Source organism: Microbacterium sp. LCT-H2 (assembly GCF_001866135.1).
Lineage (GTDB): Bacteria > Actinomycetota > Actinomycetes > Actinomycetales > Microbacteriaceae > Microbacterium.
In genome coordinates this window covers 1-22,475 of record NZ_MODW01000002.1, presented here as the reverse complement: position 1 = coordinate 22,475, position 22,475 = coordinate 1, and the positions used below count along the sequence as shown (strand labels likewise).

The 22,475-nt window shown below is 72.3% G+C and carries 20 protein-coding genes and 1 pseudogene; 9 read left to right on the top strand and 12 right to left on the bottom strand.

Going from position 1 to position 22,475, the window contains the following annotated elements:
- Positions 1-107 precede the first annotated feature (107 nt).
- Positions 108-1,451: an amidohydrolase gene (locus BK819_RS04560; RefSeq protein WP_071328115.1), complete on the top strand. Its 1,344-nt coding sequence runs from the start codon at positions 108-110 to the stop codon at positions 1,449-1,451.
- 87 nt (positions 1,452-1,538) lie between these two features.
- Here BK819_RS04560 and BK819_RS04555 read toward each other — a convergent pair whose 3' ends face one another.
- The 8 genes from BK819_RS04555 to BK819_RS04520 all read right to left on the bottom strand — a co-directional run bounded on the left by BK819_RS04555 (position 1,539) and on the right by BK819_RS04520 (position 10,920).
- The gene (locus tag BK819_RS04555; protein ID WP_071328114.1) at positions 1,539-2,528 is read right to left on the bottom strand and encodes a methyltransferase dimerization domain-containing protein; all 990 of its coding nucleotides are present in this window, start codon (positions 2,526-2,528) and stop codon (positions 1,539-1,541) included.
- A gap of 73 nt (positions 2,529-2,601) precedes the next feature.
- A complete protein-coding gene (locus BK819_RS04550) occupies positions 2,602-3,276 on the bottom strand; it encodes an alpha/beta fold hydrolase (protein ID WP_071328113.1) in 675 nt (224 codons plus the stop codon).
- A 34-nt stretch (positions 3,277-3,310) separates the two neighbouring features.
- Positions 3,311-3,898 (bottom strand): TetR/AcrR family transcriptional regulator, encoded by a 588-nt coding sequence (locus BK819_RS04545; protein WP_025103887.1) that lies wholly within the window; start codon positions 3,896-3,898, stop codon positions 3,311-3,313.
- Between the two features lie 47 nt (positions 3,899-3,945).
- Positions 3,946-4,794 carry an ATP-binding cassette domain-containing protein gene (locus tag BK819_RS04540; RefSeq protein ID WP_071328112.1) on the bottom strand — a complete coding sequence of 283 codons (849 nt, stop codon included), beginning with the start codon at positions 4,792-4,794 and terminating at the stop codon, positions 3,946-3,948.
- Positions 4,791-6,587: a dipeptide/oligopeptide/nickel ABC transporter permease/ATP-binding protein gene (locus BK819_RS04535; RefSeq protein WP_071328111.1), complete on the bottom strand. Its 1,797-nt coding sequence runs from the start codon at positions 6,585-6,587 to the stop codon at positions 4,791-4,793. Before BK819_RS04535 ends, BK819_RS04540 begins: the two co-directional genes overlap by 4 nt.
- A complete protein-coding gene (locus BK819_RS04530; RefSeq protein ID WP_071328110.1) occupies positions 6,584-7,525 on the bottom strand; it encodes an ABC transporter permease in 942 nt (313 codons plus the stop codon). Before BK819_RS04530 ends, BK819_RS04535 begins: the two co-directional genes overlap by 4 nt.
- Before the next feature lie 73 nt (positions 7,526-7,598).
- The gene (locus tag BK819_RS04525) at positions 7,599-9,128 is read right to left on the bottom strand and encodes an ABC transporter substrate-binding protein (protein WP_256209385.1); all 1,530 of its coding nucleotides are present in this window, start codon (positions 9,126-9,128) and stop codon (positions 7,599-7,601) included.
- Positions 9,129-9,957: 829 nt separating this feature from the next.
- On the bottom strand, positions 9,958-10,920 hold the full coding sequence (locus tag BK819_RS04520) for an aldo/keto reductase (protein WP_071328108.1): 963 nt from the start codon (positions 10,918-10,920) through the stop codon (positions 9,958-9,960).
- A gap of 98 nt (positions 10,921-11,018) precedes the next feature.
- On the opposite strand from BK819_RS04520, the gene BK819_RS04515 reads away from it, so the two are divergent.
- The 6 genes from BK819_RS04515 to BK819_RS04490 all read left to right on the top strand — a co-directional run bounded on the left by BK819_RS04515 (position 11,019) and on the right by BK819_RS04490 (position 17,099).
- Positions 11,019-11,753, top strand: a complete 735-nt coding sequence (locus tag BK819_RS04515; RefSeq protein WP_071328107.1) for an SDR family NAD(P)-dependent oxidoreductase — start codon at positions 11,019-11,021, stop codon at positions 11,751-11,753.
- Positions 11,754-11,847: 94 nt separating this feature from the next.
- Positions 11,848-12,948, top strand: coding sequence for a zinc-binding dehydrogenase (locus BK819_RS04510; protein ID WP_071328106.1), 1,101 nt, complete (start codon positions 11,848-11,850; stop codon positions 12,946-12,948).
- Positions 12,949-12,956: 8 nt separating this feature from the next.
- The gene (locus BK819_RS04505; RefSeq protein WP_071328105.1) at positions 12,957-13,916 is read left to right on the top strand and encodes an aldo/keto reductase; all 960 of its coding nucleotides are present in this window, start codon (positions 12,957-12,959) and stop codon (positions 13,914-13,916) included.
- Between the two features lie 23 nt (positions 13,917-13,939).
- Positions 13,940-14,911 (top strand): alpha/beta hydrolase, encoded by a 972-nt coding sequence (locus BK819_RS04500; protein ID WP_071328104.1) that lies wholly within the window; start codon positions 13,940-13,942, stop codon positions 14,909-14,911.
- Positions 14,908-15,891, top strand: coding sequence for an alpha/beta hydrolase (locus BK819_RS04495; RefSeq protein WP_071328103.1), 984 nt, complete (start codon positions 14,908-14,910; stop codon positions 15,889-15,891). Before BK819_RS04500 ends, BK819_RS04495 begins: the two co-directional genes overlap by 4 nt.
- Positions 15,888-17,099 (top strand): multidrug effflux MFS transporter, encoded by a 1,212-nt coding sequence (locus tag BK819_RS04490; RefSeq protein WP_256209384.1) that lies wholly within the window; start codon positions 15,888-15,890, stop codon positions 17,097-17,099. The genes BK819_RS04495 and BK819_RS04490 overlap by 4 nt, the downstream gene beginning before the upstream one ends.
- 22 nt (positions 17,100-17,121) lie before the next feature.
- Here BK819_RS04490 and BK819_RS04485 read toward each other — a convergent pair whose 3' ends face one another.
- Positions 17,122-17,652 (bottom strand): hypothetical protein, encoded by a 531-nt coding sequence (locus tag BK819_RS04485; protein WP_071328101.1) that lies wholly within the window; start codon positions 17,650-17,652, stop codon positions 17,122-17,124.
- Positions 17,653-17,718: 66 nt separating this feature from the next.
- Here BK819_RS04485 and BK819_RS04480 point away from each other — a divergent pair, with 66 nt between their 5' ends.
- Positions 17,719-18,303, top strand: a complete 585-nt coding sequence (locus BK819_RS04480; RefSeq protein ID WP_071328100.1) for a TetR/AcrR family transcriptional regulator — start codon at positions 17,719-17,721, stop codon at positions 18,301-18,303.
- Positions 18,304-18,406: 103 nt separating this feature from the next.
- Positions 18,407-20,395, top strand: a complete 1,989-nt coding sequence (locus tag BK819_RS04475) for a primary-amine oxidase (protein WP_071328099.1) — start codon at positions 18,407-18,409, stop codon at positions 20,393-20,395.
- Positions 20,396-20,423: 28 nt separating this feature from the next.
- Here BK819_RS04475 and BK819_RS04470 read toward each other — a convergent pair whose 3' ends face one another.
- The 3 genes and pseudogenes from BK819_RS04470 to BK819_RS16760 all read right to left on the bottom strand — a co-directional run.
- Entirely contained in the window at positions 20,424-21,086 is a 663-nt protein-coding gene (locus BK819_RS04470; RefSeq protein WP_071328098.1) for an SDR family oxidoreductase, read from the bottom strand.
- A gap of 104 nt (positions 21,087-21,190) precedes the next feature.
- Positions 21,191-22,123 (bottom strand): N-acetylmuramic acid 6-phosphate etherase, encoded by a 933-nt coding sequence (gene murQ / locus BK819_RS04465; protein ID WP_071328097.1) that lies wholly within the window; start codon positions 22,121-22,123, stop codon positions 21,191-21,193.
- Positions 22,113-22,475: pseudogene (locus BK819_RS16760) on the bottom strand (ATPase); the annotation flags it as partial. The pseudogene BK819_RS16760 and the gene murQ, both read right to left, overlap by 11 nt.

Here is a 22,475-nt window from a genome sequence, read left to right as displayed (position 1 = left end):
GGGTGTTCGGGGGATGACTCCAGGGTACAAGCCGCGGAACAACGCGCCGAATCGGCCGGCGCAGGACCTCCCGTGCGCGCGAGTTTTACGTCTACACTGGTGGAATAATGAGCAGCGCACTCCTCGGCGACGACGCCGACCTCCTCGTCCGCGGCGGCCGCATCCACACCGTCGACGCCACCGATTCCGTCGCCACCGCGATCGCCGTCCGGGACGGGGTGATCGTCGCCACCGACGCCGCCGCCGAAGCCCTCCCGGCCCGCGAGGTGGTGCAGCTCGACGGTCGCACCGCGATCCCCGGCCTCAACGACGCCCATCTCCACGCCGCCTGGCTGGGCGCGCGCTGGCCGCACCTGTTCTTCTCCGACACCCCGCCCGAGGAGCAGCCGACCGGCCGCCTCGTGACCACGGCCGACGAGCGACGCGGGGCCCTGCGTCGGGCGTGGGCGCTGCTCGCGGAACTCGGCGTCACGAGCTACACGGAGCCGGGCATCGGCCCCGGCGAGGACGACGGCGAGACCGGCTGCTTCGGCACCGACATGCTCGACGCGTACGTGGAGCTGCACAGGGAGGGCGCGCAGACCTCGCGCGTCACGCTGCTGCGCCTCTTCGGGACGATCGACGGCGAGAGCTCCCTGGACGACTTCGCCGCCGGACTCCCGGTGCCGCCGCCGTCGACCGATCCCCGCTGGCTCGCGATCCCCGGCGTGAAGATCTTCGCCGACGGCATCCCGCCGATGGCCACCGCCTGGACGTCGGAGCCCTACCCCGACGGGACGTCCGGGCACCTGCTCACGCGCGGCGACGCCGATCCGCTCAGCGCCTTCCAGCAGATGATCGCGCTGGCTGCCGGTCGCGGCCTCCAGATCGCGGTGCACGCCACCGGCGACCGCTCGATCGAGGAGTTCCTCACCGCACTGGAACGGCACGGCCAGACTCCCCCGCCGCAGGCGCCCCACCACATCGTGCACGGCGACCTCGCGACCCCCGCGCAGATCCGGCGCGCGGAACGCCTCGGCGTCGGCTTCGCCGTGCAGCCCCTCATCGCGGCGCACACGCACTCCTGGGCGGCGGTGCAGCTCGGCGAGGCCCGCGTCGCCGCCGCGTGGCCGCTGGCCGCGATGCTCTCCTCCGGGGCGCTGACCACCGTGACCAGCGACGCCCCGATCGCCACGCCGGACTGGCGCCCGAGCCTCGATGCGTCCCTTGCCCTCCTCGCCGCCGACGGCCGCGCGGACGACGCCGCGACGCGGCGCCGGCTGCTGCGCACCATGACGGCCGACGCCGCGATCCAGGACGGCGCCGCGAGCTGGAAGGGCACCCTCGAGCCCGGCAAGGTCGCCGACATCACGGTGCTCGACGAGGATCCGTGCAGCCCGGGGCGCCCGTTCGCCGCCCTCCAGGTCGAGCGCACGATCGTCGACGGCCGCACGGTGTTCGCGCGCGGCTGACCACCCGCCCCACGAAAACGGCGGGCGGCATGTTCACGCATGCCGCCCGCCTCTGATCCCCCTCGGACCAGTCTCGAACCGCGGTCGTCAGACCGCGGTGGCCAGGAGCACGCGCGGGCTCCCCGGCAGGGCGACGGTGTCGCGCACCGCCCATCCCGCGTCCGTCAGCCAGCCGCGGACCTGCGACTCGGGGTACACGACGGTGCCGTCGATCACGAGGTACTCCCCCGCGTGCAGGGCGTCCAGCGCGCGCTGCTCGTCGTCGTCGTCGAGGAAGAAGTCGAGCACCGTCAGCGTCGCGCCGTCGACCGCTGCGGCACGGAGCCGTCGGAAGATCTGCGCGTTCTCCTCCGCAGAGAAGCGGTGGATGACGTGGTTGGCGAACACCGCGTCATAGGCACCCTCGGGGGCCGCGGTCGCCGTGTCCCCCACCTCGACGGCAGTCCGGTCGGCGACGCCTGCGGCCGCGACCGCCGCGGCCACGCCGTCCTCGAACCCCGGGGCGTAGACGAACGTGGTGTGCAGCTCGGGGTTGCGCGCCATGACGGCGAGGGCGAACTCGGCGGACAGACCGCCGAAGTCGAGGGCCTTCGTCGCGCCGGCGAGGTCGACGAGCCGGCCGAACTCCTGCGCGTGCAGGCGGTTGTACGTCATGACGCCGGCCATGAACGTGCCCCACCGCGCGTCGTCCATCTGCAGGTCGCCGGGCTCGGTCGTGTCGACCGTGTGCGCGAACTGCAGCCAGTGCGGGTAGCTGATCTCGTCGAGGAACGTGAGGAACGGAGCGAGGTCGATCACCGCGTCCTCCCCCGTGAGGTAGGCCGAGGCGTCGGACGCCAGGGCGTAGCGCCCCTCCGCCCGGACGAGGAGACCCTTCGCGGCGAGGGCGTCGGCGAGCAGCCGGGCGATCCGCTCGCTCACCCCGCAGCGCTCGGCGATCGCCGCAGCCGTGTCCGCGCCCGCGGCGACGGCGGCGAACAGGCCGATGCGGCTGGCCTGGAAGAGCTGCTTCGCGGCCATGTAGCCGGTGGCGATGTCGAGGATGCGGGCGGCGTCGGGAGTGGGGGTGTCGGTCATGGCGGATGCCTTTCGGTATGTCTACGAACGTGGGAAATAAAGGACAGGAGGACGCCGGGCGCGGATCGGCGGGTCAGTCCGCGAGGAACTCGCGCACGGCGTCGCGGAACGCGGGGGTGTGCAGCGCCACGAGGTGATCGCCGGGGACGCGGCGCACGCGGACGTCCGGCAGCCGCGCGGCGAGCTCGTCGATGCCCGCGGCCATCGGGTCGTCCTCGCCGCCCAGGAGCAGCACCGGCTCCGCCGGCGCTCCGGCCTCGGGCGCGAAAGGCTCGGTCGCGAGCCCCTCGATGAGGTCGAGCAGATCGCCCGGTCGGTTGCCGGGCAGGCTCACCATGTGCACGATCATCCCGGTCAGCGGATCGACGGGAGCCGGTCCGCCGGCGAGCGCAGCCCGCGCGGCGGAGAGGTCGACGAGCGCGAAGGGCTCCCCCGCGCTGAGGCCGCCGAGCACGAGACGCCGCACCGCGACACCCGGGCGCCGGGCGAGATCCCACGCGAGCCGGGCACCGAGCGAGTAGCCGACGAGGTCGACCTCGTCCGGGCCGATCGCTTCGGCGAGCGCGTCGAGCACCGCGGAGGTCGGCACGACTCCGAGCCCGGGGGCGTCGCCGTGCGCCGGCAGATCGAGGACCCGGCGCGGCCGGTCGCCGAGCACCGCCGTCCACTCGCTGTCCGGCCAGTCCTGGGTGCCGCGCGAGGCGAGGCCGTGCAGGAACACCACGGGTCGTTCGGGGGGAAGGGTCATGACGGGCCGTCCTCTCGGGACCGGCCCCTCGCCCTCAGCGCAGCCGCGCGAGGAACCGGTCGATGTAGTTCTCGTAGTCGGCGATGCGGTCGCCGTCCGGGTACATGAGGTTGATGACCGTCGCGCCGACCGCCGCGGAGATGTACTCGTCCGCCAGCGGGCCGTAGTCCTGGTCGCGAATCGAGCCCTCGTCGCGGGCCGCCTCCATGCGCGCGATGAGCGAGGCTCGCCACGAGCCCAGGTGTCCGCGGTAGAGCTCGGCCAGCGACTCGTTCGCCATCGCGTACTCCCAGAGCGCCAGGAGCACCCGGCCCGCGGCGATCTGCTCCGGGTCGCGCGGCACGGTGGCCTGCAGGAAGCCGCGCAGCGCGTCGTCCGCCGCCACCGGTTCCTGCCCCGCAGCCTCCACGCCCTCGGACATCTGCTGCAGGATCGTCTCGAACGTCGCCGCGACGATGCTCTCCTTCCCGGGGAAGTAGTGCTTCAGCGCACCGTTCGCGAAGCCCGCCTCCGCGGCGATGCTGCGCATGGTCGCCGCCTCGAACCCACCCTTCAGGATGATGCTCTTGGCCACCTCGACGATGTCCCGTCGCCGCTGGTCGTGGTCGATGATCTTCGGCATGGCGTCCTTCCGGCCGAGTCCGGGGTGTGGCGTGTTCCGGCCTGGAGCTACCGTACCGCCGCATCGGGCACCTCCCGCAGAGCGAGCCATTGCGCCCGGCGTACCCGTTGAGCCCCCGGGTCGGCGACGGGCGAGGCCAGCCGCAGGCGCTCGGCGTACGGGTGGCGTGGCGCGCGGGTGACCTGCTCCCCGTCTCCGATCTCGACGATCTCCCCCCGGTACATCACGGCGACCCGGTGGCAGACCCGCCGGACGACGCCGAGGTCGTGCGAGACGAACAGGTAGGCCACGCCGGTGTCGCGCTGCAGTTCGATGAAGAGGTCGAGGATGGTGGCCTGCGTGGTGAGGTCGAGCGCGCTGACCGGCTCGTCGCACACGATCAGCCGCGGACCGCGGACGAGGGCGCGGGCGATCGCGATGCGCTGCCGCTGCCCGCCGGAGAACTCGCTCGGGTACCGGTCCATGCTCGCGGAGGGCAGCCGCACCCGGTCGAGCATGTCGCGCACGCGCTTCTCGGCGGCCTTCGCCCCGATGCCCGTCGTCAGCAGCGGCTCGGCGAGGATGTCGCCGATGGTCAGTGCCGGGTTGAGGGAGCCGTACGGGTCCTGGAACACGACCTGCACGTCGTCGGCGAGCGCCCGTCGGGCCCGGCCGCCGAGCCGGCCGATGTCCTGGCCGTCGAAGCGGATGCGCCCCGCCGTCACCGGGGCGAGGCCGAGGATGGCCTTGCCGAGCGTCGACTTCCCGGATCCGGACTCGCCGACCAGGCCCAGGCACTCACCGGGGGCGATGTCGAGGGAGACGCCGTGCAGCGCGCGGAAGGCGTGCCGACCCCGGCCGTACTCGACCACGAGGTCGTCCACCTGCAGCAGGGGGTTCACCGGAGCGGTGTTCATGCGGGGATCTCCGTCCGCCGGCCGTCGAGCGCGGCGCGGCCCTCGGCTTCGTCGAGCGACGCGGCGATGAGCTCGCGCGTGTACTCCTGGGTGGGCGCGGCGAAGAGCTCGTCCACGGGCCCCGACTCCACGATGTCGCCGCCGCGCATGACGATCACGCGGTCGCAGATGTCGGCGACGACGCCGAAGTTGTGCGTCACGATGAGCAGCGCCATGCCGTACTCGGCCTGCAGCTCCCGCAGCAGTTCGAGGACCTCGGCCTGCACGGTGACGTCGAGGGCGGTGGTGGGCTCGTCGGCGACGAGGAGCGACGGCCGACCGGCGATCGCACCGGCGATGAGCACGCGCTGGGCCATACCGCCGGACACCTGATGCGGGTAGCTGCGCATCACGCGGTCGGGGTCGGACAGCCCCACCCGCAGGAGCACCTCCCGCGCGCGCTGCCGGGCGGTGGCCTTCGCGAGCCCGTGCGTCCGGCGCAGCGGCTCGATGAGCTGATGCCCGATCGTGTACGAGGGGTCGAGATTACTCATCGGCTCCTGCGGCACATAGCCGATGGTGCGTCCGAGCAGGGCCTGGCGCTCCTTCGGCGTCGCGTAGGTGACCTCCGCGCCACCGACCCAGATCGCGTCGGCGGTCGCCCGGCCGGTCGCGGGGAGCAGGTCGAGCACCGAGAACACGGTCTGCGACTTGCCCGACCCGGACTCGCCGACGATCCCGACGACCTCGCCTGAGGCGACGTCGAGCGTCACACCGTGCACGACCTCGGTCTCCCCCGTCGGCGTCGCGTGGACGACGTGCAGGTTCTCGACGCGGAGGGCCGACGCCGGAGCCTCGTGACGCACGCTGCCCGTGGCGGGAGCCGCGGCGACCTCGTCCGCGGTCTCGAGCACACCGCGCCGCCGCCGTCGGGCCGCCCGCGGCGTGCGCACCTGCACGAGCTCGGCGAGCGTGGAGCCCATGATCGCGAGGACGGCGATCGTGAGACCGAGCGCGGCGGAGGGCCACAGCAGCATGAGGGGGTAGGTCAGCATGAGCCGGAAGCCCTCGAGCATCATCGCGCCCCAGCTCGGCACGTTCGAATCGCCGATGCCGAGGAACTGGAGCCCCGCCTGCATGCCCATCGCGATGCCCGCCGTGAGAGCGGTCTGGATGATGACCGGCGGGTAGACGGCCGTGATGACGTGGCGGAAGATGATGCGCGCGTCCGACAGCCCCGACACGCGGGCGGCGTCGATGTACGCCTCGCCGCGGACGGCGAGCGTCTGCGACCGCGCGATGCGGAAGTAGCCCGGCACCATGAAGACGCCGACGGTGACCATCAGCAGCTCGAAGTTGTTGCGGCTGCCGGCGGCGACCACGAGCAGGATGATCATCCCGGGGATCGACTGGAGGGCGTCGCTGATCCAGGTCGCGACCCGGTCGAAGACGCCGCCGAAGTACCCGGCCGCGATACCCGACGGGACGCCGATGACGAGCGCCGTGACGATCGTGATGAGCGCACCCCACAGCGTCGTCCTCGTCCCGTAGATGAGGCGGCTGAGGATGTCGCGGCCGGTGGAGTCGCCGCCGAGGAGGTGCTCCGGCGAGGGCGGGGCCTTGGCGGCAGCGAGGTCGACGAGGTTCGGGTCCATCGGCGCCAGCAGCGGCGCGAACACCCCGACGAGCACGATGAGCACGAAGATCGCGAGCGGGATGGAGCCGCCGGGATGACGGAGGAAGCGTCGGAACAGGCTCGACCGGCGCTTCTGGGCGGCCCGGTCGAAGGCGACGCGGATGTCTGTCGTGGTCATGCGACGCGCACCTTCGGGTTGATCCAACCGAGCACGAGGTCGAGCAGGAGGTTGATGAGGACGACGAAGACGATGGAGACCACCGTGATCCCGAGCAGCATGGGGATGTCGCCGTTCTGCGACGACTGGTTCGTGAGCTGCCCCAGACCGGGGAGGCTGAAGATCTGCTCCACCACGATGGCGCCGGAGAGCAGGCCCACGAACATCAGGGCGATCACCGTGAGCGCGGCGGGCGAGGCGTTGCGGAGGATGTGCAGGTTCACCCGGGCGGCGGACAGGCCACGGCTGCGGAGCGTGCGCACCCAGTCCTGGCGACTCTGGGCGATGACGGCATTGCGCAGCTGCTCCGACACGGCGACGATGCCGCCCAGGGCGAGGGAGATCGCCGGGAGCGTGATCGAGCGCAGCCAGCCTTCGACGGACTGGGTCGGCGGGACGTAGCCGACGGCGGGGAACCACTTGAGCTGCACGGCCAGCCACATCACCAGGACCAGGCTCACCCAGAACCCGGGGAGCGCGAAGAGGACGACGGAGATCCCCTTGATGATCCGGTCGAACCAGGTGCCGGGGCGGAGTCCGGTGATCATGCCGAACGCGACGCCGATGACCGCGGTGATGAGTGTCGCGAGGGTCACGACGGAGAGCGTGACGGGGACCTTGACCGCGAGCTGCGCGCCGACCGGCTGGAAGTTGCGCCACGAGACGCCGAAGTCGAGCAGCACGGCGTGGGAGAACCAGTCCCAGAACTGCACGATCAGGGGGCGGTCGAGACCGATCTTCGTCGCCAGCGCCTCCTGCTGCGCAGGACTCGCCGTGGTCCCGAGGAGCGAGGCGGTCGGATCGCTGATCGCGAGGTGGGCGAGGAAGAACGTGCCGATCGAGACCGCGACGAGCAGGAGGATGCCGGACAGCACCCGCTTCGCCGTGAAGAGGAGCATGGGGGCCTCTCGAGGGTGAGGAGGAGGGGAAGGGGTGCCGGGGCGGCCGCGTGGCGACCGCCCCGGCGGGCGTTCAGCCCTGCGTGATGTACCGCAGCGTCGGGAACATCATCCCCACGACGGGCTGCAGCTGGATGCCGGGCGCCGTGTAGTAGATGTTGTTCGCCTGGTACCAGACCGACCACCAGGCCTGGTCGACGAGGGCCTCGTTGAGCTCCTTGATGGCGGCGGTCTGCGCGTCGCCGCGCTCCGTCTGCACCTTCTCGACGAGCGGGGCGATGACCTCGTTCTTCGCGTAGTCGGGCTCCGGGTTGAACCACTGCACGCTCGTCAGCTGCCGGGAGACGGTGGCCACGTCGTTGCCGTCCATCGCGAGGAAGGAGATGAACATCGGGTAGTTGGGTGCGTTGAGCTGGTAGTCCGGCATCTGCATGTTGTCCCAGGTGACGGTGATGCCGAGCTCGTTGAGGGCCTGCTCGGCCGACGGCTTCCACATCTCGAAGATCGGGGACATCGGCATCGAGATGTCGAAACCGTCCGGGTAGCCGGCGTCGGCCAGGAGCTCCTTCGCCTTGTCCATGTTGAACGCGTAGGCGTCGTTGAGGTCGGGGTCGTTGATGTCGCCGCCGTCCGGGAACACCTGGTTGGTGGCCACCCCCGCACCACTGCCGACCGCCGCGAGGACGGCCGCACCGTCGAACGCGTAGTTCAGCGCCTGGCGGACCTCGAGCGTGCCGAGGGGCTCGCTCTTCGCGCCGGTGTGGTCGGTGATGACGAGGCCCGCCCACCCGGAGACGCGCTGGGCGGTGTTCCAGCCCTGCTGCTCGGCCTGGTCGAGGTTGGCCACGTCGCCATACTGCACGTTGATCTGGCCGCTGAGCATCGCGTTGTGACGGGCGGTCGCATCGGTGATCGGGTAGATCGCGAGTTCGGCGAACGGGTACGTCTTCGCGTCCCAGTGGTCCTCGGTCTTGGTGAAGTGGTACTCGGCGCCCGCGACGCTGGTGTCGCTGTCTAGCACGTAGGGGCCGGAGCCGACCGGGTCGCTGCCGAGCGTGCCCGCCTCGATGGACGCCGGGGACATGACGTAGCTGCGGCCGAGGCCCATCAGGTAGAGGATCGTGTCGTCGCGCTGCGTGAGGGCGATGCGGACGGTGTCGTCGTCGACCTTCTCGAAGCCCTTCGCGTTGACGTAGGCCTCACCGGACCGGGCGCCGGCCTTGAGGTACTCGAGGCTCGCGACGACGGCGTCGGCATCGACCGGGGTGCCGTCGCTGAACACGGCGTCGGTGCGGATGTCGAGGTCGATGCTGAGGTCGTCGTCGGCCACGGTCCACTTCGTCGCGAGCGACGGGATCGGGGTGCCGTCGGCGTCGAGGGCGATCAGGGCGTCGTACACCGCGGACAGGTAGGGGCCGTCGAACCCGATGTCGGCGAGGGACGGATCCCACGACGTGACATCGAGGAAGTTGCCGATGTTGAGGGCGTCGGGGCCTTCGGCGCCACCGCCGTCGGACGGCGAGGGCGTTCCGCCGCCGCTGCAGCCGGCGAGCGCGAGGGTCGCGGCGACGGCGGCGGCGACCGCGAGGGGCATTCGTTTCATGGTTCCTTCTCTCGGGTGCAGGGGGTGGTGAAGAAGGTTCGAAGAGCCGCTGACCGGAGACCGGGACCGACGCCACTTCGATGTGTCGTGCTGGTTAGTCTACATGCGTGGAAAAAGAGCGCAAGCGTGTTTCCGCCCCCGGGCGCGCGGACTGATGCCTCAGCGCGCACGCACCTTGCTCCCCCGCGCACACCCCCGCGGGTGCAGGCACGGGCACCGGGATCAATACCGCACCCCTGCCCTCCCCGCGCGGCCCATTTCTGATCCCGCCACCGCGCCCACCCCTCCAGCCGGATCAGGAACGCCCCTCGGTGATGCCTTTTCGGCACCCCTTTCATCCCGCACCGGGGTGAGCGACGGCGCGAACGGGCCACGCGGGCGCCCCCGCGGGCCGCCGTGCCCCTTCCCGGGATCAAGAACGCACCGCCCACCCGGGCCCCAGGAGCATTTCTGATCCGGCGCGTGCGCGGGGCACTTCCGATCCAGCACGGAGGCGAGGAGCCCTTCTGATCCGGGCTCCGGAGAGCGGTCCGGTCCCGCACGAGCGGCGGGCCCGGTGATGGACAAACAGTCACCACCAGAAGCGGGATCAGATTCGGCCGCACGCCCTCCCTGCGCGGCGCGTTTTCGAATCGGCGCGGGGAACGTCACGCCGTGCGGGATCAGAAACGGGCCCGTGGGGTGCCTGCGAGGTGCGGAACTGATCCCGCGAGCGGAGTGGGGCGCGGGGGCGGAGCGAGGCGGGATCAGGAACGTGCCTGCGGGACGCGCGGGAGGTGCGGAAGTGATCCCGCACGCCAGAGGGGAGAAGCCGGGGGAGATACGGGGGTCACCAGGTGCCGTCGGGGCGGACGGCGTGGTCGACGCGGCAGTCGGCGAGGGCGGCGCGTACCTCGGCTCCGTGGTCGCGGGCGAGGGCGAGGGCGGCGTGGTTCTCCTCGAGCTGCGCGACGCGGGAGGCACCGAAGAGCACGGTGGCCGTCGCGGGGTTCGCCAGACAGAAGGCGATGCCGAGGGCGGCCGGGGTCACCCCGAACTCCCCCGCGACCCGTGCGACCTCGGGGTACACGGCGAGGATCCGCTCGCGGATACCTCCGACGTCGGCACCGATCTTGCGCTGGGGCATCCGTCCGGTGGCGAGGATCCCGCCCTCGAACACGTCCGAGGCCTGCAGCGCGAGGGTTCCGTCGGCGAACAGCGGGCCGTACGCGTCACCCTCCGCCATGGCCCGTCGGGCGATGCCGTACTTGAGCTGCGCGAACGAGGGGCCGATCAGCCCCTGCGCATCCGCCTCGGCGAGCGCCGCCCTGGTGTCCGCGATCCGCCAGTTGTTGATTCCCCACGAGTCGATCAGGCCGTCCGCGAGGAGGGCGTTCACGTCGGCGACGAGCCGCGGCACGTCCGGGGCGTCGAGGTAGTCCCCCACCACGAGGGTGTCGAAGCGGTCGAGGCCGGCCCGCTCCAGTGACTCCTCGATCTGCCCACGGAAGCCCTGGTTCGGCCAGTCCCAGAGCCAGAGCTTGCCGCACAGCACGACGTCGGAACGGTCCACCCCGCTCGCCCGGAAGGCCTCTCCGAAGAGGATGTCGGTCCGGGAGTTCTCGGCGTGCGGTCCCATGTTGTAGTACGCGATGTCGAAGAATCCGGCGTCGAGCTCGACCGCCCGGTGGATGAGCTGCACGGCGTCGTCGAACTCCATGCGATCCCAGGTGTTCCACGATCCGAGGGCGAGCGGCGGCACCGTCGCGCCTCCCGGGGACAGCGGCTTGCGGGGATAGATCACATCGGACATGAGGGCTCCTTCGCCGTCTCCAGCACGGGGTTGTGTTTTTCTATGGTTGTAGAATATAACGGAGGAATCCCATCGCAACACCGTCAGTGAGGACGACCATGACCGCTTCCCCGCGCCGTATCCTCGTCACCGGAGGAGCCTCCGGGCTCGGCCGCGGCATCGCCACCGCCTTCCGCGCCGCCGGGGATGATGTCTTCCTCGGCGACGTGGATCTCGATGCCGCCCGGGCCGTCGCCACCGAGATCGGAGCCACCGCCCTCCCCCTCGACATCGGCGACGAAGCGTCGGTGCAGGCGGCGGCCGAACGGATCCACGCGGCCGGCGGACTCGACGTCCTCGTCAACAACGCCGGCGTCGTCGCCGGCGGCGGAACACTCCAGGAGGTCGCGGTCGACGCGGTCGATGCGGCTCTGCGCGTCAACGTCCGCGGCACGTTCCTCATGCTGCGGGTCTTCGGCGGGCTGCTCGCCACGGCCGGCCACGGGGCCATCGTCAACATCTCCTCGATCGGCGCCCGGCAGCCCACCCCCGGCCTCGGGCACTACGAGGCCACGAAGGCCGCGGTCGACGCGCTCACCCGGACCGCGGCCATCGAGCTCGCCGGCTCCGGGGTGCGGGTCAACGCTGTCGCCCCCGGCCCCGTGCTCACGCCCCTGACCGCCGACTTCGCCTCGAACCCGGATGCCCGCGCCGCGTGGGAGTCGCGCATCCCGCTCGGCACCATCGCCGAGGTCGACCAGGTCACCCCGCTCGTGCTGTTCCTCGCGAGCAGTGCTGCCAGCCACATCACCGGGGTCTCGGTCCCCGTCGATGGCGGCCAGCTCCTCGTCTGACCGCGTCCCCCTCCGTGCGGGATCGATTCCGCCCCTCCCGGGCATCGCGGAGGACCGTTTTCGATCCCGCTACCCGCCCCGCGACTGGAGAACCATGACCCTCCCCACCACCACCCGCGCCGCGGTGCTCACCGCGCACGGCGAGCCGCTCACCCTGCAGGACCTCCCGCTGCCCGCCGAGATCGAACCCGGCGCCGCCCTCGTCCGCATCGCCTGCACCACGCTGTGCGGCACGGACATCGAGATCTGGGAGGGGAGGATGTCGTTCCCCGGCATGCTGCCCCTGGTCCTCGGCCACGAGATGGTCGGCGAGATCGTGGCCACCGGACCCGACACCCGCGACGCGCTCGGCCGCCCGCTCTCCGCCGGCGACCGGATCGGCTGGTCGGAGTCCACCTGCGGCGAGTGCCACGGCTGCGTCGTGCTCCGGGAACCGGTCGCCTGCTCCCGCCGCGGCTACGGCTTCCTCCAGCGCGCGGACGTGCCGCCGTTCGCGACGGCCGGGCTCTCCGAGTACGCGTACGTCACCCCGGGTGCCGCCAAGCTCCTGCTCCCGGCCGCGGTCAAGGACACCTGGGCCTCGATGGCGGGCTGCGCCGCGAAGACCGTCCTCCGCGCGTTCGAGCGGGCCGGTCGTATCCGCCCCGGCTCCCTCGTGGTGGTGCAGGGCTCGGGCGCCCTCGGCATCTTCGCCACGGCAGTCGCGACCATCGCGGGTGCCGGGCAGGTCATCACCGTCGGCGCTCCCGCGGCCCGCCTGGAACTCGCCGCCCGCTTCGGCGCCGACGCCGTCGTCGACTTCCGCGACGGTCCCGTCGTCGACCAGGTCCTGGAGCTGACCGGAGGCCAGGGGGCGGACCACGTGTTCGACTTCGCGGGCGCCCCGAGCGTCGGACCGGACGCCGTCGGCATGGCCGCCCAGCGCGGCACCGTCGCGATCGTCGGCTCGACCGGCCCTGCCGGGGACGGCTTCGCCCTCAGCACGATCATGGGCAAGGAGCTCACGGTGGTCGGGTCGCTCAACGGCGACATCTCCGACTACGCCCGCGCGATCGACTTCTTCACGGCGTTCGCCGACCGCTTCCCCTGGGACGACCTGTTCAGCGCCCCGGTCGGGCTCGCCGACGCCTCCGCGAAGATCGCGCACATGCACCACCTCGATGAGGTCAAGGCCGTCATCGACCCGAGCCTCTGAGGAGCATCATGACCACCCCCCTCCCCCTTCGCGAGATCGGCCGCAGCGGCCTGCATGCCTCCCTGTTCTCCCTGGGCTCGTGGCACACCTACGACCGCATGGACTTCGCCGACGCGGTCGCGCTCCTCCGCGAGGCCACCGACCGCGGCGTGAACCTCTTCGACGTGGGCGTGTACTCCGCACCCGGCGCCCCGCCGGTCTTCACCGACGTGATCTTCTCGGCGATGGTGCGCGCGGCGGGGCTGCGCCGAGAGGAGTGGCTGCTGTCGTCGAAGCTCTGGTTGGAGGCCTTCGGTGCCGACGGCTTCCGCCCGCAGCTCGAGAACGCCCTGATGCGGGTGGGCACCGAGCACGCCGACCTCGTGATCCTCGGCGACCTGCGCCGCGACGACCTCGACCTGCGCGACCTCGTGCTCGACCTCGCCGCCCTCACCGACGCCGGGCTCATCCGCGCGTGGGGCGTGAACAACTGGTCGGCGGGGAGCATCCAGGCCCTGATCGACCTCGCCGCCGCGGAAGGCGTGCCCGGCCCGCAGATCGCACAGCTCAAGTACAGCGTCTCGCGGCGGTCGATCCCGGACGGCGAGCCGTTCGCGCGCCTCTGGGAGCAGGGCCTCACGCTCCAGGCCTCGGACTGCCTGGAGGGCGGGATCCTCGCCGGGACGGTGAACGGCGGCCGGCAGATCGGGCGCGACCCCGGCGGCATCCGCGAACGGATCATCGCCGACGTCCCCGCGTTCACCGCGGTCGCGGAGGACCTCGGCGTGACCCCGGCCCAGCTCGGCATCGCCTTCACCCTCACCCACCCCGCCCTGACGACGACCCTGTTCGGCGCCTCCCGCGTCGCGCAGCTGCGGGCGAACCTCGACGCGGCCGCCCTCGTCGACCGCATCGGCATCGCCGAGCTGCGCCGTCTCGTCGAGCCCTTCTGGGCCGACCGCGGGGTCGTCGACCCCGAAGGCCCCTGACGCCGCCCCACCCGAGGAGAACCATGACCATCCCCGTCCCCTTCGATCCCGACGTGCAGGCCGTGCTCGACGAGATCGCGAAGAACCCGCAGCCCGCGCTCACCCGCGAGACCCTGCCGCGCGACGGCGTCGACCGGATGTTCCCGGACAACGACACCGTGATCGCCGGCCGGGACATCACGTGGGAGGACCGCGTCATCCCGGGCCCGCCCGGAGCCCCGGACATCGAGGTCACGATCTTCCGCCCGGCGGGTTCCGAGACCTCGACGCTCCCGGGCTTCGTAAACATCCACGGCGGCGGCATGATCGTCGGCCACCGCTCGTGGGAGACGGCTCGGGTCGTCGACATCGTCGCTCAGCACGGCGTCGTGGCCGTGAACGTCGAGTACCGCCTCGCGCCGGAGCACCCGTACCCCGCGGGCGTGGAGGACTGCTACGCGGCCTTCGTGTGGACGCACGCCCACGCCGCGGAGCTCGGCATCGACCCCGCGCGCATCGTCGTGGGCGGAGGCAGCGCGGGCGGCGGTCTCACCGCGGCCGTCGCCCTGCTGGCGCGCGATCGGCGGGGCCCTGTCATGGCCGGGCAGCTGCTGCTGTGCCCCATGATCGACAACACCAACACCACGGTCGCCAGTCGGCAGTACGACGGCATCGGCACCTGGCAGCGCGACATGAACCTCCTCGCCTGGTCATGCGTCCTCGGCGAGGAGCTCGCGTTCAGCGCCGAGGCCCCGGCCTACGCCGCGCCGAGCCGCGCGACGGATGTCTCCGGCCTCCCGCCCGCGTACATCGAGGTCGGCGAGGCGGAGATGTTCCGCGACGAGGACACCGCGTACGCCCTCCGGATCTGGGAGACCGGCGGACAGGCCGAGCTGCACGTGTGGGGCGGCGGCGCCCACGGCTTCGACATGTACATGCCGGAGGCCGAGATCACCCGCGCCGCCCTCGCCGCCCGTGCCTCCTGGCTGCGACGGATCTGGCGGGCCGCCGCATGAGCACGCCGGAGCCGGTGCCCTACGACCCGGAGCTCGTCGCCGGACTCGACGCCTTCGTCGACCTCGTGGAGGTCATCCCGCTGCGCGCGGACACGATCCACACCAACCGCGACCACTTCGCCACGATCATCCCGCCGATGGCCGTGCAGGCCGAGGGCCGCGCCGTGACCTGGGAGGACCGGGTCATCCCCGGCCCCGTCGGGGCTCCGGACCTCGAGATCACCGTCGTGCGCCCGGCGCAGGCGCCGTCGGACCCGGCCCCGGCGGTGCTGTCGATCCACGGCGGCGGCATGGTGCTCGGCACGCGCTTCTTCGGCACCGCCGAGCTCATCGACCTCGCGGAGCGGCACGGCGTCGTCGGCGTCGCGGTCGAGTACCGCCTCGCCCCCGAGCACCCCGGACCGGCGCAGGCGGAGGACTGCTACGCGGCGCTGGAGTGGATGGTCGCCCACGCCGACGAGCTCGGCATCGACACCTCCCGCATCATCGCCTCCGGGCAGAGCGCCGGGGGCGGGCTCTCGGCGGCGGTCGCGCTGCTCTCCCGCGACCGCGGCGGGCCCCGGCTGGCCGGGCAGCTCCTCGGCTGCCCGATGCTCGACGACCGCAACGAGACCCCGTCGACCCGCCAGTACGACGGCTTCGGCGCCTGGGACCGGAACAACAACGACACCGCGTGGGACGCGATCGCCGGGGCCGACCGGTTCACCGATCGCGTGTCGCCGTACACGGCACCGGCCCGGGCCACGGATCTGGCAGGACTCGCTCCGGCGTTCATCGAGGTGGGCGCCGCGGAGACCTTCCGCGACGAGGCCGTCGCCTACGCGTCGCGGATCTGGGCCACGGGCGGGCAGGCCGAACTGCACGTCTGGGCGGGCGGCTACCACGGCTTCTCCGGTTTCTCCCCCGATGCCGAGGTCTCGCGGGCCGCGGTGGCCGCGCGGGAGAGCTGGCTGCGCCGCGTGCTTCGCCTGGGCGGATGAGTCTCCCGGCGCGCGGTGAGCCCGCACGGATGGGCACGCTGCGGGCGGTGCTCGTGCTCGGCATGCTGGAAGCCTTCGGTCCGCTGTCGATGGACCTCTACCTCCCGCAGCTTCCCCAGCTCGCGGCGTCGCTCGGCACGACCGAGGCCCTGGCGCAGGTGACGATGTCGGCATGCATGATCGGCCTCGGCCTGGGGCAGCTCGTGGCCGGTCCTCTCAGCGACCGGCTGGGCAGACGCCTGCCACTGCTGGTCGGCGTCGCGGCGTTCGCGGTGCTCTCCGCGGTGTGCGCCGTCGCTCCGAACATCGAGCTGCTGCTCGTCGCGCGCTTCCTGCAGGGGCTGGCGGGATCGGCGGGCATCGTGATCTGCCTGGCGATCGCCCGCGACCAGTTCGAGGGGGTCGAGCTCTCCCGCATGCTCTCACTGCTGTTCCTCGTCTCGGGCACCGCGCCGATCATCGCGCCGGTGGTGGGCGGCCAGCTCGCCCGCATCATGGACTGGCGCGGGATCTTCGGCGTGCTGGCCGGGATCGGCGTCGTCCTACTGCTCGTGGTCGTCTTCCTCCTGCCGGAGACGCTGCGACCGGAGGCGCGCCACGGCGGAGGCCTCCGCGTGCTGCGGGCGCACGCCGGCGCCGTGCTGGGCGACCGGCTCTTCGCCGCGGTCCTGTGCGCCTCCGCCGGTGCGGGCGTGGCGTTCTTCACCTATCTGTCGATGTCGTCGTTCGTCCTGCAGGACGAGTTCGGCCTCAGCCCGCAGAGCTTCAGTCTCGCCTTCGCCGCCGGCGCCCTGGCGAGCATCGTCGGCAGCCAGTCGAGCCGCCTTGTCGTGCGCCGGTTCGGCCCCCTCCGCGTCTACCTCGGCGGGGTCACGGCGACGCTCGTCGCGACCGCGACCTTCCTCGTCCTGGCCCTCAGCGGGACGGGGGTGGCGGGCGTGGTGGCGGCACTCGTCGGGTTCATGCTGTGCGCGGGCCTCGGCGGCCCGAACGGCCAGACGCTCGCCCTCGCGCATCACGGCGCCAGGGCGGGGACGGCGTCCGCCCTGCTCGGCATGTCGTCGTTCCTGTTCGGCCCGGTGCTCGCCCCGGTCGCCGCCGGGATCGGGGGCACGAACGCCGTCACGATGGCGGTCACCATGACCCTGGCCGCCGCCGTCGCGGCGATCGCCGCCTGGGCCTTCGTCCGCCCCGCCGCGCGGGAGTGAGGTCGGCCGTCGCACCGCACGGTCAGCCCACGATGCTCATCGCGACGACCCCGATCGCCATCGCCCAGGATTCCACTGCGAGCAGCCGGGCGGTGCGCCCCCGATGCCCCGCCGGACGCAGGGCCGCGGCGAGCGTCCACCCGACGACGGCGAGGGTGCCGAGCACGATGAGCGCACCGAGCGCACCGCCGACGCTGTGCCCCGTGTGCCCCGCGGACGTCACGTCCTGACCGCCCGCTCCGGCGGCACCGTGGAAGGCGCAAATCGCCATCACGAGCGCCCCGAGAGCGCGGTGGCAGCAGCCGGCCGCCGATGCCGCCCCGCGGACGCCCATCGTGCCGATCATGCCGGACGCGAGCATCAGGGCACCGAGCAGCAGCGCGCCCAGCGCTCCCGCGCCGCCCGTCGCCATCAGCAGCATCCCCACCGCCATCACCACCGCGGCCTGGCGCCCCTGCCACGGCACAGCACGACGCGCGGCGAGACACGCGCCGGCCGACACGAGCCCCGCCGCCGCCATCAGCCACGATGCTGCCGGGAGCAGGAAGTCCACAGCCGAAGTATATTGATCGATCGCTCAAAAAAGCGAGACCCCGTCGCGATGCGACACAATGAGCACGTGCCCCGCATCGTCGACCATGATGAGCGTCGCCGTCAGATCGCCGACGCGCTGCTCGTCGTCGCCGCCAGGGACGGGCACGAGAGCGTGTCCTCGCGGGCGGTCGCGAAGGAGCTCGGCGTCGCGACCGGCTCCCTGTGGCACTACTTCGACGGCTTCGACGACGTCGTCCGCGCCGCGGCGGCCGAGGTCACCCGCCGCACCGACGAGCGCATCACCGCCGCGACCAACGGACTGCGTGGCCTCGCCCGCCTGCGGGCCCTGATGGGCGAGGTGCTCCCCGTCGACGAGCGCACCCGCACCGAGGCGCACGTGGTCGTCGGCTTCTGGGGGCGCCTGGCCACTCTCGCCCCGGCTCCCGACGCCGGAGCGCCGACCCTCGCGACGTGGCAGGACAGCATCCGGGAGGCCCTGGACGAGGCGGCGACCGACGGAGAGCTGCGCCCCGACACCCCCACCGGCGACCTCCTCGCCCTCCTGCGCTCGATCACCTACGGTCAGCAGGTCGTCGAGGTCACCGAGCCGCAGACGCCGGCGGCGCACTTCGCGGTCCTCGACAGCATCCTCGCCCCCTGGCGACGCTGACCTCGACGGCGCCCACACGCCACGGTTGTGCGCCCGCGCCCGCCGTCGTATCATCGTGCCAACCCGTTTCTTGAGCGCTTGCTCGAAAATAGTGAGGTCAACGATGTCCCCGCACTCCCCCCAACCCGTCTCCCTCGAGCCCATCGCCGCTCCCCATCCGCTCGATCCGCTCACCGGCGCCGAGATCGCCGCCGCCCGCGCGGTGCTCGACGCGGCCGGCCTGCTGACGGCGACCACCCGCGTGCCGATGCTGCTCCCCGACGAAGCCACGAAGGAGGAGCTCGCGGCCTGGCGCCCCGGCTCCCCCATCGACCGCCGGGTGGACGTCACCCTGCTCGACACGGCCACCGGCGTCGCGACCGAGGTGATCGTCTCGATCACCCGCGGCGAGGTCGTGCGCCAGGAGCGGGTGCCCAACGACGCCCCGCCCTACGGCCAGCCGCAGTACCTCTTCGAGGAGTACGAGCGGGCCGAGGCCATCGCCAAGGCGTCCCCGGAATGGCAGGCGGCCATGCGCCGCCGCGGCCTGGCGGACCACATGGCCCTCGCCTTCTGCTCCCCCCTGGCCCCGGGCTACACGGGCCGGGCCGACGAGGTCGGCCGCCGCGTGATCCGATCCCTCACCTTCCTCCGGGACGACGAGCAGGATTCGCCGTGGGCGCACCCCGTCGAGGGGCTGATCGTGCACATCGACCTCACCACGGACAGCGTGATCCGCGTCGAGGACGAGGGCGACGTGCCGGTCCCGGCCGGACACGGCAACTACTACCCGGAGGTGCAGGGCGCGGCGCGGACGACGCTGAAGCCCATCGAGATCACCCAGCCGGAGGGGCCGAGCTTCGCCGTCTCCGGATCGCTCGTCGAGTGGGAGGGCTGGTCGATGCGCGTGGGCTTCAACGCCCGCGAAGGCCTCGTGCTGCACGACGTGTCGTTCCAGGGGCGCTCCGTGCTGCACCGGGCGAGCGTGCCGGAGATGGTCGTGCCCTACGGCGACACCGCCCCCGGGCGCTACTGGATCAGCTACTTCGACGCGGGCGAGTATCTCCTCGGCAAGAACGCCAACCACCTGGAGCTCGGCTGCGACTGCCTCGGCGTGATCCGGTACCTCGACGGCTACGTCGCCGACGACCACGGCCACCCGGTCCGCATCCCCAACGTGATCTGCATGCACGAGGAGGACTACGGCATCCTCTGGAAGCACACCGACCTCTCCGGGCGCTCCGACGTGCGGCGCTCGCGGCGCTTCGTCGTCTCGTACTTCTCCACCATCGGCAACTACGACTACGGCTTCTACTGGAACTTCGGCCTGGACGGCTCGATCGAGGTCGTCGCCAAGGCCACGGGCATCGTGTTCGCCGCCGCCGGAGAGCCGGGTGTCCGCCAGAAGCACGCCACCGAACTCGCTCCCGGCGTCTTCGCCCCGGTCCACCAGCACCTGTTCTGCGCGCGCCTCGATGTGGCGATCGACGGCCAGGACAACCGTCTCGTGGAGGTGGACGCGCAGCGGGTGCCCCTGGGGCCGGACAACCCGTTCGGCAACGCCTTCACCTGGTCGGAGACGGTGCTGGAGACCGAGCACGCCGCCCGGCGCGAGGCCGACTCCTCGGTCGCCCGGGTGTGGGAGGTGCAGAGTGCCTCGCGGACGAACCACGTCGGCCGCCCGACCGCCTATCACCTCGTGCCGGAGCCGACCGCTCTACTGATGGCCGACCCCGCGTCGTCCGTCGCGGCGCGCGCGGCCTTCGCCACGAAGCACCTCTGGGCGACGCGATACGAGCACGGTCAGATCTGGCCGGCCGGGCGCTATCCCAACGCGCACCAAGGCGGCGCCGGCCTCCCGGAGTACACGGCCGACGATCGCCGGATCGACGGCGAGGACATCGTGCTGTGGCACACCTTCGGGCTCACGCACTTCCCCCGCCCGGAGGACTGGCCGATCATGCCCGTGGACTACGCGGGATTCTGGTTCAAGCCCTACGGCTTCCTCGACCAGAACCCGGCCATGGACGTGCCGGAGTCCTCCCAGGCGCACGGCGGCGCGGCGGCGACGGCCTCCTGCTGCGGCGGCGACTCCTGCGCCTGCGGCCACTGAGCGCGCCCGGGCTCGCTCCGCCGCGCGATCAGTAGCGGGCGGAGAAGGCCCCGTCGGCCTGGAGGAGCTGCCCGGAGATCCAGCGCCCCTCGTCCGAGACGAGGAACGATACGACGGCGGCGATATCGCCCGGGGTGCCGAGGCGCCCGAGCGGCGTCATCCCGGCGAGGCCGGCGCGCGTCTCGTCGTCCATCCATCCGGTGTCGATGGGGCCGGGGTTCAGGACGTTGGCGGAGATGCCGCGCGGACCGAGCTCGCGCGCGGCGGAGATGACCAGCCGGTCGAGCGCACCCTTGGACGCCCCGTACGGCAGGTTCCCGGTGACGTGATCGCTCGTGAGAGCCACGATCGCGCCGCCGTCCTCGGCCTGCCGGGCGAAGGCCGCGATGAGGAGCAGGCTCGCCCGCGCATTCACGGCGACGTGCCGGTCGAAGCTCTCCGCCGTGGTGTCGAGCACGCCGGACTCGACGTCGTGCGCGTGGCTGAGGACGAGCGCGGAGATCGGACCGTGTGCCTCCGCGACCTCGGCGATCAGGCGCTCCGGCCCGTCCGCGGTGGAGAGGTCGGCGGGGTGATCGGCGTCGTGGAGGTCGCTGGTGACGACGGTCCAGCCGTCGGCACGGAGCCGCCGGACGATGCCGGCGGCGATGCTGTTCGCGCGCGCGGCGCCGGTGACGAGAACGAGGGGCATGCCCTCACGCTAGCGGGCGGCCCGTCGCGGGTGCGAAAGGGTGCCCCGATGGCTCCCGTCCGGAGCTTTTCGCATCCCGCACCGCGGGGAGAGCGACGACCGGCTCAGGTGAGGGCGGCGATCGCGTCGCGGAGGATGCCGTCGGACGCCGCCAGTGCCGCCGCGGCGGTCTCGGCGGACGCTCCGGTCGCGAGCAGGAGCAGAGCGAGCTTGACGGAACCGTCCGCGGCCTCCAGCGCGGCGGACGCGGCGTCGACGTCGACGCCGGCGAGCTGCGACACCGTGCGGATCGAGCGGGCGTGCAGCTTCTCGTTCGTCGCCAGCAGGTCGACCATGACCCCGCGGTACGTCTTGCCGAGTTTGATCATCGAGAGCGTCGTCAGCATGTTCACGACGAGCTTCTGCGCCGTGCCGGACTTCAGCCGCGTGGAGCCCGAGATGAACTCCGGCCCCGTGACGACCTCGATCGCGATCTCGGCCTCCGCGCCGATCGCCGACCCGGCGTTCGAGGCGATCGCCACCGTGAGCGCACCGAGGCCCCGGGCGTACCGCAGCCCGCCGATGACGTAGGGCGTGCGGCCGGATGCCGAGATCCCCACCACCGTGTCCAGGCCGGTGAGGTCCAGGTCGCGCAGAGCCACGGCCGCGGCCTCGTCATCGTCCTCCGCGTTCTCCACCGCCGAGCGGATGGCCGTCTCCCCGCCCGCGATGAGCCCCACGACCATCGACGGGTCGGTGCCGAAGGTGGGCGGGCACTCGCTCGCATCGAGCACGCCGATGCGTCCGGCCGTGCCCGCGCCGATGTAGATGAGACGACCGCCGCGGCGGAACCGCTCCGTGATGCCGTCCACCGCCGCCGCGATCTCCGCCGTGCGTCCGGCCACGGCCTCGGGCACACGCCGGTCCTCGGCGTTCATGCGCTCGACGAGCTCAGTCGTACTCAGCAGGTCGAGGTCGCCGCGCTCGGTGGTGGAGGCCTCGGTATCGAGGCCCGCGAGCTCGGCGAGGAGAGTGGTCAGACGGGAGTCATTCGGCACGGTGCACGAACCTTTCATGGGGGAGATCGAGGCGACGGGTCAGCAGCAGGGCCCCGTCCATGGCGCCGCCGCGCGCGGGGACGACGCGGTGGCCGCGCGCGTCCAGAGCGCGGGTCAGGGCGGCGCGGAAGCCGTCGTGGTCGGTGAGGCCACCGTGCAGCGCGACGTCCTCGGTCGCCCCGGCGGCCGCAGCAGTCGTCGCCGCGAGGAGCCGGGCAGCCTCGTCGACGATCCCGCGGGCGACGGCGTCGTCGTCTGCCGCGGCGGCGAGCACGAGGGGCGCGAGGGTCGCGAGACGGCGGGCGAGGGCTCCGTCGGCGGCGAGCCAGGCCTGCACGGCCGAGGGCGGGCC

What these genes read in the sequence shown, in the direction of transcription:
- BK819_RS04515 (WP_071328107.1), top strand. Translation starts at nt 11,019, where the DNA reads ATGACCGCTTCCCCGCGCCGTATCCTCGTCACCGGAGGAGCCTCCGGG.
- BK819_RS04560 (WP_071328115.1), top strand. Translation starts at nt 108, where the DNA reads ATGAGCAGCGCACTCCTCGGCGACGACGCCGACCTCCTCGTCCGCGGC.
- BK819_RS04540 (WP_071328112.1), bottom strand. Translation starts at nt 4,794, where the DNA reads ATGAACACCGCTCCGGTGAACCCCCTGCTGCAGGTGGACGACCTCGTG.
- BK819_RS04530 (WP_071328110.1), bottom strand. Translation starts at nt 7,525, where the DNA reads ATGCTCCTCTTCACGGCGAAGCGGGTGCTGTCCGGCATCCTCCTGCTC.
- BK819_RS04475 (WP_071328099.1), top strand. Translation starts at nt 18,407, where the DNA reads ATGTCCCCGCACTCCCCCCAACCCGTCTCCCTCGAGCCCATCGCCGCT.
- BK819_RS04555 (WP_071328114.1), bottom strand. Translation starts at nt 2,528, where the DNA reads ATGACCGACACCCCCACTCCCGACGCCGCCCGCATCCTCGACATCGCC.
- BK819_RS04500 (WP_071328104.1), top strand. Translation starts at nt 13,940, where the DNA reads ATGACCATCCCCGTCCCCTTCGATCCCGACGTGCAGGCCGTGCTCGAC.
- BK819_RS04520 (WP_071328108.1), bottom strand. Translation starts at nt 10,920, where the DNA reads ATGTCCGATGTGATCTATCCCCGCAAGCCGCTGTCCCCGGGAGGCGCG.
- BK819_RS04550 (WP_071328113.1), bottom strand. Translation starts at nt 3,276, where the DNA reads ATGACCCTTCCCCCCGAACGACCCGTGGTGTTCCTGCACGGCCTCGCC.
- BK819_RS04510 (WP_071328106.1), top strand. Translation starts at nt 11,848, where the DNA reads ATGACCCTCCCCACCACCACCCGCGCCGCGGTGCTCACCGCGCACGGC.
- BK819_RS04505 (WP_071328105.1), top strand. Translation starts at nt 12,957, where the DNA reads ATGACCACCCCCCTCCCCCTTCGCGAGATCGGCCGCAGCGGCCTGCAT.
- BK819_RS04545 (WP_025103887.1), bottom strand. Translation starts at nt 3,898, where the DNA reads ATGCCGAAGATCATCGACCACGACCAGCGGCGACGGGACATCGTCGAG.
- BK819_RS04490 (WP_256209384.1), top strand. Translation starts at nt 15,888, where the DNA reads ATGAGTCTCCCGGCGCGCGGTGAGCCCGCACGGATGGGCACGCTGCGG.
- BK819_RS04535 (WP_071328111.1), bottom strand. Translation starts at nt 6,587, where the DNA reads ATGACCACGACAGACATCCGCGTCGCCTTCGACCGGGCCGCCCAGAAG.
- BK819_RS04495 (WP_071328103.1), top strand. Translation starts at nt 14,908, where the DNA reads ATGAGCACGCCGGAGCCGGTGCCCTACGACCCGGAGCTCGTCGCCGGA.
- BK819_RS04470 (WP_071328098.1), bottom strand. Translation starts at nt 21,086, where the DNA reads ATGCCCCTCGTTCTCGTCACCGGCGCCGCGCGCGCGAACAGCATCGCC.
- BK819_RS04525 (WP_256209385.1), bottom strand. Translation starts at nt 9,128, where the DNA reads ATGAAACGAATGCCCCTCGCGGTCGCCGCCGCCGTCGCCGCGACCCTC.